The sequence below is a fragment of the Bartonella tamiae Th239 genome (assembly GCF_000278275.1).
Classification (GTDB): Bacteria; Pseudomonadota; Alphaproteobacteria; order Rhizobiales; family Rhizobiaceae; genus Bartonella; species Bartonella tamiae.
In genome coordinates this window covers 1,762,034-1,774,412 of record NZ_JH725147.1, presented here as the reverse complement: position 1 = coordinate 1,774,412, position 12,379 = coordinate 1,762,034, and the positions used below count along the sequence as shown (strand labels likewise).

10 protein-coding genes and 2 tRNA genes are annotated in these 12,379 nt (G+C 37.1%); 4 read left to right on the top strand and 8 right to left on the bottom strand.

From position 1 onward, the window contains the following. Positions 1–147: 147 nt before the first annotated feature. From ME5_RS08030 to ME5_RS10990, 5 genes are all read right to left on the bottom strand, one after another. A complete protein-coding gene (locus tag ME5_RS08030; RefSeq protein ID WP_008040073.1) occupies positions 148–483 on the bottom strand; it encodes a hypothetical protein in 336 nt (111 codons plus the stop codon). A gap of 650 nt (positions 484–1,133) precedes the next feature. Next, a tRNA-Met gene (locus tag ME5_RS08025) sits at positions 1,134–1,208 on the bottom strand. Between the two features lie 338 nt (positions 1,209–1,546). After that, entirely contained in the window at positions 1,547–1,978 is a 432-nt protein-coding gene (locus tag ME5_RS08020; RefSeq protein ID WP_008040072.1) for a hypothetical protein, read from the bottom strand. 886 nt (positions 1,979–2,864) lie between these two features. Continuing rightward, positions 2,865–3,182: a hypothetical protein gene (locus ME5_RS08010; protein ID WP_008040068.1), complete on the bottom strand. Its 318-nt coding sequence runs from the start codon at positions 3,180–3,182 to the stop codon at positions 2,865–2,867. Between the two features lie 69 nt (positions 3,183–3,251). Beyond that, complete coding sequence (locus tag ME5_RS10990; protein WP_425338866.1) at positions 3,252–3,482, bottom strand: hypothetical protein; 231 nt, start codon at positions 3,480–3,482, stop codon at positions 3,252–3,254. Between the two features lie 1,735 nt (positions 3,483–5,217). On the opposite strand from ME5_RS10990, the gene ME5_RS10660 reads away from it, so the two are divergent. Both ME5_RS10660 and ME5_RS10900 read left to right on the top strand, forming a co-directional pair. Beyond that, entirely contained in the window at positions 5,218–5,445 is a 228-nt protein-coding gene (locus tag ME5_RS10660) for a hypothetical protein (protein WP_196793512.1), read from the top strand. A 110-nt stretch (positions 5,446–5,555) separates the two neighbouring features. Beyond that, positions 5,556–5,684, top strand: coding sequence for a hypothetical protein (locus ME5_RS10900; protein ID WP_008040063.1), 129 nt, complete (start codon positions 5,556–5,558; stop codon positions 5,682–5,684). A 485-nt stretch (positions 5,685–6,169) separates the two neighbouring features. On the opposite strand, the gene ME5_RS07995 is transcribed toward ME5_RS10900, so the two are convergent. Then, positions 6,170–6,245, bottom strand: a tRNA-Lys gene (locus tag ME5_RS07995). A gap of 424 nt (positions 6,246–6,669) precedes the next feature. Between ME5_RS07995 and ME5_RS07990 the strand changes: the two genes are divergently transcribed. Next, positions 6,670–8,238 carry a TerC family protein gene (locus ME5_RS07990; protein ID WP_008040059.1) on the top strand — a complete coding sequence of 523 codons (1,569 nt, stop codon included), beginning with the start codon at positions 6,670–6,672 and terminating at the stop codon, positions 8,236–8,238. Positions 8,239–8,492: 254 nt separating this feature from the next. After that, complete coding sequence (locus ME5_RS07985; protein ID WP_008040058.1) at positions 8,493–9,518, top strand: dihydroneopterin aldolase; 1,026 nt, start codon at positions 8,493–8,495, stop codon at positions 9,516–9,518. Between the two features lie 43 nt (positions 9,519–9,561). Here the strand turns inward: ME5_RS07985 and ME5_RS07980 are convergent, their stop codons facing one another. Then, positions 9,562–10,503, bottom strand: coding sequence for a lysylphosphatidylglycerol synthase transmembrane domain-containing protein (locus ME5_RS07980; protein ID WP_035000159.1), 942 nt, complete (start codon positions 10,501–10,503; stop codon positions 9,562–9,564). A 10-nt stretch (positions 10,504–10,513) separates the two neighbouring features. Continuing rightward, positions 10,514–12,289, bottom strand: coding sequence for a cation:proton antiporter domain-containing protein (locus tag ME5_RS07975; RefSeq protein WP_008040055.1), 1,776 nt, complete (start codon positions 12,287–12,289; stop codon positions 10,514–10,516). Positions 12,290–12,379: the final 90 nt, after the last annotated feature.

The following is a 12,379-nucleotide window of genomic DNA, read 5'->3' as shown; positions in this document are numbered from 1 at the left end:
AATATCGCATTTATTTTCTTCAATCTTTTCTAAGAGAATAGTGTTAAAATCTTTTTGTTTTTCGAAGCTCGAGCTATAATATGTAATCTTAAATACTTTTACAGAAAAGTTATTTTCTGTAAAAGTATCATAATCATATATGTGAATTCAAGGCTTCTTATTTACTGGATAAGATTTTTTTAATGAATTTAATAAACTACTTATATAGAGTTGATAGTCATTATGCGATAAGAACCACGCTTTAGCTGATTTGCTTTTTTGTGTTAATATATCGGCATTGAGCGTGCTAATAATAGCTAGCAAATCATCTTTATCATACCATAAGAATTGATTAGGATCACAAAAATCTGCTGTAGGATAAATTGATGGGTTAATAACATAGTGATTAAGTATAGGTATGCCTGAAGACATCATTTTAACCTCAGTCAGAGCTGAACAGATTGGAAATGTTGTAACAAAAAGATCAACGGCTTTATCAAGCATTGATTGACCTAAATTATCAGCCCATTCAATATGAATGAATTGCTTTAAATTTATACCTGCTTCAATAAATGCAGCTTTGAAATTTTCAAATTCTTTTTCACTTAACTTGCCCTAGTGATAATGAATTCCATTTGCTCTTTTTACTATTGTAGCAACAATCTAATTGAAATCGTAAATTGACTGTGATGTTGTTATATAAGAACGGGCAGAAGCACTTACTGTTGTTAATGTATTATTTTTATAAGGTATATTAAATCAAATGATAACGTTAAAGTTTTTAATGCTACTGATAGCGATTTAATAGCTTATATGAAAGCAATGTATAAATACAATCCCAACATTACTGCAAATCTTGGGTTTACACCTGTTACGGTTGAGTAGTACTTACAGGAATATGATAAAAATCAAAAAGTTGAAATTCTTAACGAATTTAAAAACAGTGGTTTTTGAAATATCCAACCATATGGCTTTTATGAAATAACTGAAGCAGCTTTGACTTTTTATCAAAACAATAAATAGGCAAAGGACACACCACATAAAGCAAAGACCGCCTTGGTTTCCCTCGGTTGCCTTAATCAAGACGATAGTAAATGTAGTACAAATATTCATTTATTTTATTTTGAACAAGAATGCATTTTTATATTATGCGCTGGTCGCGGAAGAAGAACTTGCACCTGCATCTTTTGGGGTATGAGCCAAGCGAGCTGCTTCTGCTCCATTCCGCGTTAAATAAATAAACCCACTGGTTCGCATTATTAAGAGGCGTGTGGGTTCTGATTTTAGGTAACTTAATATTAGTTACAATTCTGATTATGGTATTTATATACCTTATTCGGTTACCGAGGTCAAGCACATATTTCAAATTTTCTCCTATTAGCATAATTCCATTTAACGGCTAATAGGTCTATGCTTTTTTTGAAATGTTCAGATGCATATATTCTTTGGGTTTTATCTTTAAAAAGCTCTGACAGCTAATAGCCTTGTCCAGCAATTTAATGACTAATTTGTAACCATCATCGCCAAGCCATATTTGACATTGTTTTAATTTCTCTGCCGCTTCAAGTTATTTATCTGTAACACACGTTATAGTTGCTCGACCGTCAACTTGCTCACGTGAATAATCAATAGCACTCGCACCTTTACCGCCGCAAGCTTCCCATAAATATCTTAATTTATCATCGGCAAGCTTATGAGCAAGATCAATGCTTCCACGACTATATAAAGTTTCTATTGCACTTTCATTTGCATTCACATGAACTTTAATTGTATTTTGGTTAGTTCTACTTTCTTTGTCTGATTTTTGAAAATATGGATTTTCAACCTCTATTGTAACGACATGAGCTTTCAAATGGCCAATCTTTTCATTGTTTTGCTTTTTTCTTTTTATCTTAGCCATATCAAACGCTTTCTGATGATTGGTTTTTGAATAGTAGTTTGGCTTTTTGTCGTGCTGCATTATCAACTGAAAAATCATGCCATGAACGATAATCGCCATTTAAAAATTTTAATAAATTTTCAGTAACGGCTTTCATTGCATAAACTTTTATTATGAAAACTAAAGGCTTTCTTTCATCATTAATGATTATAATATCTTTGCCTTTATGGGGAGGCTTTACAACGGCATTTCACCCTTTATACGTCTTTTCAGCTTTTGCCTTAAAATAATTCATGACCCCACCTATACACATTCAACCTCAACTCCATAAAGAACCTCAACTATTTTTTTGAGTTTGAAAATTTGTGTTTCAATGCGTTTGACAACAATAATTCTGTTACGCTTTAAAATGTGGTCGTAAAATACAAAGTCCGCTTTGTAATTACCAATCAGGCGGCCAGCAGCAACGATTAAAGGAAATGGGTTTTGTTCTTCTATGTTTGAAACTTCACCAGCTAAAACGTAGCATCAATTCAGCTGCATATCTTGCCTCTGCTTTGCTATCGTATGTTCGTCCATTAAATACAGTTTTTTTATTGCCATACTTACTGCGCGTAGGTTTAGTTATAGATTGTTTATAATCAGATACATTCTTTCGCATATTACAGTTTCCCCACGTTTTCAAAAGGGTCGAAAAGACAACGAGGCAAAGGTGCTTTTGAATTTGCCCAAGCATCAACTTGTGCTTTTGCACTAAAGTCTGCTTTGCGTGGTATGTTGGTAAATTCTTGCCCTAAGTGTTCTGTATATGAACGTTTTACCTTATCATCTTCATAAAGGTTGAAGAATACTTCACGACACCCTAAACCTATTGGGTAATATCCTTTTGCAGATCCTTTCCATGTTTTTTTGACAGGTTTTTTTAAAGCCAGTAGTTGATAAGCTTCATTCTGCGGCCTCCAAATGATATTTTGTTTGCCGTTCTAAATAACTACGTTGCCAAGTTCTATTGTCGTATGACGAAAAATAACGATACGCTTTTATGATCGAACCAAAGCCCAACCATACCTTCAAAGTCTCCATTAAGTCGTTTGGCTACGTTCATCACAACACTTGGTTTTTCAGTAAGTTCAGCTTTTTCTTCTTCTGTTTTAGCTGCGCTTAGTTTCTCTTCAAGTTTACGATTACGCCATAATGTTATGATGTTAAATGCGTTCGCACCGATTTCTGATGCACCTTTGACCTCTTCCGTTCCTTGAATACCTGTGTCAGAATTAGATTTTCGGGCATGAGCAACAAGATGAACATGAACATTATTAGACACAGCCCAATCAACAATTTTAAATACGGCTTTCTATCTTGATTGCAGACTGTATGCCGTTTAGAGCTCAAGCTACCTTTCGTGCGCCCGATGTGGCGGGGAACATCCCCCTTTTAAGAGGCGTGCTGCCGTGCGGTGTGCCTTGAGATGTGTGGCATCAATCGTGATACGTTGAGGCTTTGGGTCTTGCCCAGCAAGGGCTGTAAAGATGCGGTCAAACACACCCATTCGGCTCCAGCGAATAAAACGTTTATAGAGTGTTTTATGCCGACCATAGCCAACAGGTGCATCTTTGCATTGCAGACCATGCTTAATGACATAGACAATACTGCTGTCACCACACTGGTTATCAACACGAAAAACTCCGTGAGAAAGTAGGAAAAGGGTGATATCCGTGCCATCTGATTTTCGCTCAACAAAACTAAATCATTCATTGGTCAATCCTCCCTCGAACCAATGAAACACAAACCACCAAAAATGGACTCTATAAAATGAATCTGTCCTGAAACTAGATAGAAGTACATAACCTAATAGATTTAATAATATAAGTCGTCTTGAAAAAAGGATTGGCCATATTGAGAGAGCCAAAAAAGTAAATATTCAGACTTTTATCAAGTAGAGGACTTCAGATTGGCATTATAGCTTTTTAAATCGATGGTTGTTGACGAAAAACATTGCGGCAATTTTGCCTAATATTATGATGCTATCGCCCAGATTGGAGATCTCATTTAGTGATGGTAGCAAGGAGCGCTCCAGCTATAACTTCGCCAATAATATCACTGGCCCTGGTGACGCTTCTGCAATCACAGTCCGTTGGAAAGTGACGAAGGTTGGGCGTATTAAGCAAACTGAAGAGCGGCAGTAAGAAGCAACGTCACATAGGCAAAAGCAAGCAAATGAGAACGGCTAATAAAGATGGAACGATGATGATGCCTGCCGGCAAATGTCCTTAATCAGAATACCAGGGTCATCAGTTTCAGGATAGTGACAATCTGCATCTCGCTGAATAGGAACTCTTCATAAATACACCTTACTTTAACAAAAAATCGCTCCACTTTATTATCTAGAGTAATCGAACCAAGGGATGTTCTGCCGCTGTCCATATAACCAGCACTGTTAATGAGAATATCAATTTTGCAATGGAGTTTCTGAATTTCAATAATTGACGATTTTATATCATTGAAGTTCATAAGGTCTCATTGAACAGCACGTAAACGACCGCCTATCTTGTTAATGTCATTTAGCTTTATAGCCGCATCTCGATTGTTTCTATATATGACTATAACTTCAGATCCCTGATGAGCTAACGATTTCACTATTTTGCACCTATGTCTCGACTGCCACCTACAACGACAGCAATTTTCCCATCTAAATTAGACATTTAAATCTCCTCATATTGATGATCTATAATACGTTTCGGTTATTCAGGAGTTAAACACAATAACCACATAATCGCCTAAATAACGCAAACCCACAGCGGTGCCCTAAGACCCAATCCATGAGACAGGACTGGTCCTCCGATAAAAACACCGATCATTATCCCAAAGGTTATCAAGAATATATGTACTATATTCACTAACGAGTGACCATTGACGATTTGCTAACACGCGAAACTATAGCTGGTTTCATTGTCACGCCAACGAAACCAATTCCTAACATGGATATCATTACAATTATTTTATTATCGGCGAATAAAGCAAATATTTTTAAAAATATAACAAGACTTATCAAAGTCGCCAACAGCCAGAAGCGGATGAACAGAGCTGTCATGTTCGTGAGGATCAGGGTATCGCTCTCAAGGCACTGTAACTGGCGGCTCATCTGGTCAAGAAGATGGGTGAAGGCTGCCTACTGCCGATCCTGGGCATCGGCTGATAACAACAAAGCAATGGAGGTCTCGATGATTGACGTTCGGGATAGTTTTTTGGCCTTAGCCAGCCGATAGAGCTGAATTTGTAATTTAGATGTGAGATAGAACGTATTGCGGATTTTCATAGGTGTTCCTTTCAAAGGTCGATACCATCATTGGAGTCGAGTGTTGCCTTACGAACAAGGTCGTGCATGTCGTTTTTCATCTGCCGAACATTGCGACTTGTATGTTCTTCTTCGGCATCATCGAGCATGGAAAATTCCGCCGATGGATCGTAATCAGGTTTCAACGGTACGATTTCCTCATGATCTGGCAGATTGGGTTCGCGTCGTATGCCACTGTTGGCCGGATTGGTATCAGTTGGGATTAACTGCTCTTGTTGATGCGGTGCCTTGATGCTACCAGTCCATGGATTGCTCTGGTAATCACGTTGTAGCTCTTTAAGGTCAGGAGCTGTCTGGATACGAGCGGCAAGCTGCGAGTCAGAAAATAGTGAGCTTTACCTTATGTCTGTAGAAACATGGATTGATAAAAAAAAAGAGTGTCGTGGTTACAACACGGCAACTTTGTTTCAGTTAAAAGGATGCTTGCCAACGGCACGGAAGAAAGAAATGGTAGGCGCTCCAGATAGGTGAAACAAAGCAATACCGACCCGATCATCGAAGCTGATTGACTTCGACTATCCAGATAGTGATGATTTTTCCAAAAAGTACAGTGCAGACGGGACTTGAAGGAGCGCATCATAAGAGTTTCTGGGTGGTATAGCGATGTATATCGTTATGAAATGCATAAAAAGAAATTTGCCAGTTATCCGTAGCAGACAGCAATGGATTGAACACAATCTGGCAAAGTGACTCTTTCATCAACCAAGGACAGCCAATGCGAGATAAAATGCAACAGACAACATTGTAATAAGGCAGATCACCGCTGATTTTATCCACAAAGTTGTTATTATTGCGGATGAAGCTAAGCTTTTTTTGGTACTGTTTTGTAATAGATGTAAGTTGAATTATGGAAGGCCGACATTTATGATAAGGCAAGACAGAAATACCTTCCAAAACATTTCCCTATTCAATTTAAAACAATAATAGGAAAGATTAACACAATTTATTAATTTTAATGGTGGGTGATGAGGGGATCGAACCCACGACCCGCTGATTAAGAGTCAGCTGCTCTACCAACTGAGCTAATCACCCTAATAAAATGATCAGTATGTTTAAAAAATGATGTATATCTATCACATGAAGGATTGTCTATCATATTTTAAATATAATTTTTTTCATAATACTTTATGATAACTCTTGATTTTTAAAAAAAATATGCAATTATTAGTTTTTTTGCAATTAAGCACATTTGAAGTGCTATATTAAAAGGAAGTTCGAGCGTAATGCCCGGCCAAAGTTTGGAAGACCCTTCCAGTTGTATCGTGCGGTGTAGGCCGCTATTCGATTTTTGTTCTCTTAAAAAAATTAGAATGCGCCATTATTTTAATGGCGACATTAGTGATGTTGTGCTCAATCTTTTTTATCATTTTGATTTGCACAATTTGCGTGAATAGATCTCCATATTCCAAGCTACACATAACTTTTTCGTTTAATTATTTTTAGGAATACAAAAAACATGGAATGGATTATTGATCCTCACGCTTGGTTAGGTCTTGTAACGTTGATCTTTCTTGAAATTGTTCTTGGCATTGACAACCTCGTTTTTATTGCAATTCTTGCTGAAAAATTACCTGTTCGGTTACGTAATCGTGCCCGTTTAACTGGTTTAAGCCTAGCGCTCATTATGCGCTTATCACTCTTAATGGTGATAGGCTGGGTCATGACGCTTGATGAAACAGTGTTTTCTATTGGTTCGTTTGATTTTAGCTGGCACAGTATGATTTTAATTGTGGGTGGAGCATTCTTATTAGCAAAAGGCACTCTTGAATTGCATGAGCGCTTGGAGGGTGAATCCCATGAAAAAAAACTGGGTGCCGCACATGCTGTTTTTTGGCAAGTTATTGTACAGATTGTTGTTCTTGATGCGATTTTCTCACTTGATAGTATTATAACAGCCACAGGAATGATCCCAAAAGATCAAATGGCGGTTATGTATATTGCCGTTATTGTTGCTATGGGCGTCATGATGTGGGGATCTGGTCCACTGATGCATTTTGTCAATCGCCATCCAACGGTTGTTATTCTTTGTCTTGGCTTTTTAATGATGATTGGCTTTAGCTTGGTCGTTGAAGGTTTTGGTTTCCATATTCCAAAAGGATATCTTTACGCTGCTATTGGTTTTTCTGTGCTTATCGAGGCTTTCAATCAAATTGGGCGACACAACAGAGAAAAACTTATCACAACCAATGATTTACGTGAACGGACAGCTGGTGCTGTTTTGCGCTTGTTAGGAGGAGGTAAACAAGAAGGAAATCTTGGAGAAACTGTTGATGTTATTGCTGAACAGGCCGCAACGTCAGATTTATTTCGACCAGAAGAAAAGGAAATGATACGCGGTGTTCTTTATCTTGCTGATCGTCCGGTTCGTTCTATCATGACGCCCCGTAATGAGATTGAATGGCTCGATCTTGATGCTGCAGAAGCTGAAATGCGTGAAGAGTTAAAGCAGTTTAAGCATAGTCGCTTGGTATTAGCACGCGATAAGATTGATGAATTTGTTGGTGTTGCGCTCACTAAAGATCTTCTTCTTGATCTTGCTGAAGGTCAAAATATTGATTGGCAAAAAGCAATGCGCCAACCTTTAGTTGTTCATGAAAATACCAGTGTTCTTCGTGTGATGGAACAATTACGCGATTCGCCAATTCAACTTGCCATTGTTGTTGATGAGCATGGCTCGTTTGAAGGTGTTGCAACACCAACAGATATATTGGAAGCGATTGCAGGTGATTTTCCAGATGATGATGAAGATTCTGTAGTTGCTGAACAGCTTGATAATGGTAGTTTGCTGGTTGAAGGATATGCTGATATTCGTCGGTTAAGTGGGTATTTGGATAAACATTTAGTTGATGAAAATGATCGTTATACAACGTTGGCCGGATTTATGTTATGGCATTTTGGCCATTTGCCAGTTGCTGGTGAAGGATTTGAATCTGAAGGTTTGCACTTTGAAGTAGTTGAAATGGAACGGCGCAACATTGCAAAGGTCTTGATTACACCTTTAAAGAATGAAGATCATGATGAGTAACTGTTTTTATGAAAACTTAATAATCATTAAGCTAAGATCTTTTATAAAAGCGGTTAAAAGATTTTTCTAAGATATCGCAACACTGTTTTATTTGATTGAAGTGTTCATAAAACATTAAATGTTTCATTATGATCATAGTTGTTTGCATTTTTTAAGTTGTACAAAATTCATTGTGTGTTTATGAAATTATGCAACTTTATGAAAGATAATAGTGCTTCATACACGGACAATGGTGACGATAAATAGGTAAAAAAATGTCAAAATTGTTGGTACATATTCAATCATGTGAAGATTTACAAATTGCAGCTGAAGCGCAAGCGGATATTATTTTAATTTCCGCTGATGATGCTGTTGTGCATGAAAAATTTCTTCGTGAATTATTAAGTGATTATAGTAATAGGCAACTGCATCTCTGGCTTATATGCAATAAGAAAATAGCAAATAAGCATTCTGCTTTTAAAATTTTTAATCCCGATGCTGTTGTTTTATCCTTATCTTTTAACAATGATGATCAGAAAGAATTGGCTACATTTCAGTCTCATTTTGATTATTATCAAACAATTGCTATGGTGAATATGATGCAAAATGCTGATTTCACCTTTATTCAAAACATTGAAAAAAATGGTTTTAATGGGCTTATTTGGCAATATAACAATTTTGAAAGCCCTTTATTAAGTCTTCATGATATTTCAGAAATTGGCGATGTTTTAAGTAAAACGCAAAAAATCGGCTTAAAAACGGGTTTTCTTGGAGATATAGAAGCCCCTGATATTCCCAGATTACTTCCTTTTACACCAAATTGGCTTGGGTTTTGTATCAAAAAACCAATAAAACCTGGCCATTTTGGTGATAGTGAAACCAATAGACTTATTCGTGCACTTGTTCCTTTCGAATTGCAAAATCATGAGATTGCTGAAAAAAATACACTTGGAACAGATCGAATAATCGTCGAGGATTTTATTTTGCCCATTGAAATTGGTGCTTATCGGGGAGAATATGGACGTCAGCAAAAAGTCCGTTTTAATATTATTGCTGACGTGGTTCGACAGACAAGAAATCCAGAAGATATGCGTCATATTTTTTCTTATGATCTTATACTTGATGGAATAAAAACACTCGTTTCACTTGGGCATGTTGAACTTGTTGAAACATTGGCTGAACGTATAGCTGCTTTTATCCTAGCCTATCCACTTGTTCAAAAGGTCATTGTACGCGTTGATAAATTAGAATTGGGTCCAGCAGCAGTCGGCGTGGAGATAGAGCGCATAAATATATCATGACAACAATACAAAGGAATACAAATTGTCATTTTTATTCATGTGGTTAAGTGTTTTTTCGTTTTCGATATTGATCAATTTCAAATATTGCGACAAAAAACAAAGAAATAATAAGTGGAATAATCAAATAAAGTAATCGAAAAACAATAAGTGCTGCAATGACATCAGCAGGATTCATGGTTGGCATACCAGCCATAAAAACCGCTTCTAATACCCCAACTCCACCAGCTGGAGCATTTGATAATATTGTTACAGTAAAAGACACCAGAAAAACTCCAAGAACAGCAATAAAACCAGGATTTCCAACTTCTGGTAAGACGGCGTAAATAATTCCCGCTGCACCTAATAATTCTAACGGACCAACAATAAGCTGTTGCGCAACAATATGAAACCGAGGATAGGTTATGGATAAATTTTTTCCTAGTTTAAGAGGTTTAAAACCTAATAAACTTCCAAGTATGTAGAGACCTACAAGTAGAAGCATGACGGCACCAATAACAAGAGCCAACCAAAACGGTATTCCGTCATGCACCAATTCTATCAGTTCTGGTTTTATTAACAAAACTATTCCAGATAATAATACCGTACCTAAAGCAAAAGTGAATGAACAAAAGCCAACAAGAACCGCGACTTCAGCGCCACTCAATCCCTTCATACTATAAGCACGGTAGCGAACAACCGCACCAGAAAAGACAGAAGCACCAATATTATGGGACAATGCATAAGTGGTAAATGAGCAAATGGCTATAAAAAGCCACGAAATCTTTTTGCCAAGATGTTGAAGCGCAATGCGATCATATCCTGCAAGAGCCGCATAAGCGACAAGAGATGAGAACAAAGCAAAGAGCCATTGATGGGGACTTAAATCTCTTAATCTGATGACAATATCGTCAAAAGAAATTGACGATAATTTCTCAAATAGAAGATAAATTGATACCACCATAGCGGTGATACCTATAAGTGGCCATATATATTTCTTTAGTTTCACGCTTTATTACTCATTTATCGAAATCAGCATTGTTTTGCTTTGTCAGTGTTGTTTCCTCATCTAAGTTTTGCGTTTCTTCAAGACAAGGATCGATTATATGTTTTAGAATTCCATTTGCAATTTCATCTTCATCTGTCACGACAATATTGGCGCCTAATTCTAGTAAATATTGTGCTTCAATTTCTGAGACAGCATGGGTAATGATCATTAAATTATTATGAATGGCACGCGCTTGTGCCAAAACTTCACCAGCTTCAATTGTACTTCGCATGGCGATAATTAATTGACGCGCTTGGATGATATTGCTTGCGATAAGGATATCGCGATTAATGGCATTACCACAAATTGTTTCAATATCGTCTTGTTTTGCGCTTTCCGCAATTTTGGTGGAATCTTCTATTAAAATGACATTTTCATTTTTATTAAATAAGTGCTGCGCTACCTTTTTGCCAACACGACCATAACCTACAATAACAATGTGATTGCTTTTTGTTGTCATATTAAAACCGTTATCAAAATTTTTGATAGGATCAATTTCAATAACTGTTGGTATTTCTTCATCATATTTAATGGTTTCAAATCGCAATTTAAGTTTGTCAATCACAATAAACACAAGCGGATTGAACAGAATTGATAAGATCGCGCCTGCAACAATAAGATCACGTGCTGTGTCGTTTAAAAGCCCAATATTGGATCCCAAACTTGCCAATATGAATGAAAATTCGCCAATTTGTGCAAGGCTTGCAGATATTGTCAGTGCTGTTGCTTTTGAATGACGAAAAGCGCGTACAATGAAGAAAGCAGCAAAGGACTTTCCAATGATAATAATAAAAAGGGTTGCAAGAAGTGGAAAGAAATCTTGAAGCAATTCAATTGGATTAAATAACATACCCACTGATATGAAAAATAAAACGGCAAAAGCATCGCGCAAGGGGAGTGTTTCTTCTGCTGCACGATGACTAAGTTCTGATTCACTCATAATCATACCAGCAAAAAAAGCACCAAGCGCTAAGGATACACCAAAAAGAGTGGCAGCACCAAACGCCACACCAAGCGCAATGGCTAAAACACCTAAACGAAAAAGTTCGCGAGATCCTGATTGTGCTGTTATTTTTAAAAGCCAAGGTATCAATCGACGTCCAACAATAAGCATAACAGCAATAAAAAGTATAACTTTAATGATTGTAAAACCAATAACACCCCATATACCAAGATTAAGCCAGCCAATGATAGGATCTGTGGGTGCATTAATTTGCGTGTCAGCAATGCTTGCAAGTGCTGGAACAAGAACAAGACATAAAACCATTGCCATATCTTCGACAATAAGCCAACCAACCGCAATTTTGCCTCGTTCAGTCTCAATCAGCCGACGTTCTTGCAAAGCTCTTATTAAAACAACCGTACTTGCTGTTGATAAAGCGACACCGAAAAGAATACTTGTCGCAAAACTCCAACCTAAAAGACTACCAAGAGCTACGCCTAATAACGTTGCGACAAGCATTTGCGCGATCGCACCTGGTATGGCTATAGTTTTAACTGAGAGAAGATCTTTTAATGAAAAATGTAAACCAACACCGAACATTAAAAGAATAACGCCAATTTCAGCAAGTTGATTGGTGATTTCAGGATCAGCCCTAAAACCACCTGTATAAGGTCCCACAATAACACCAGCTAATAAATACCCGACAAGAGGAGAGATGCGCAGACGATTGGCAGTAATACCAAAAAGATATGCCAAACATAAACCGACGACAATAGTTGTTATCAATGGCGTATCATGCGGCATTTTAAACGAAGTCTTTCTCTTTAATAGTTAGGTCATACTGTCCAAGAGTAGTGCATATAAAATTAATTTGATTCATTTTATTTAAGCTTA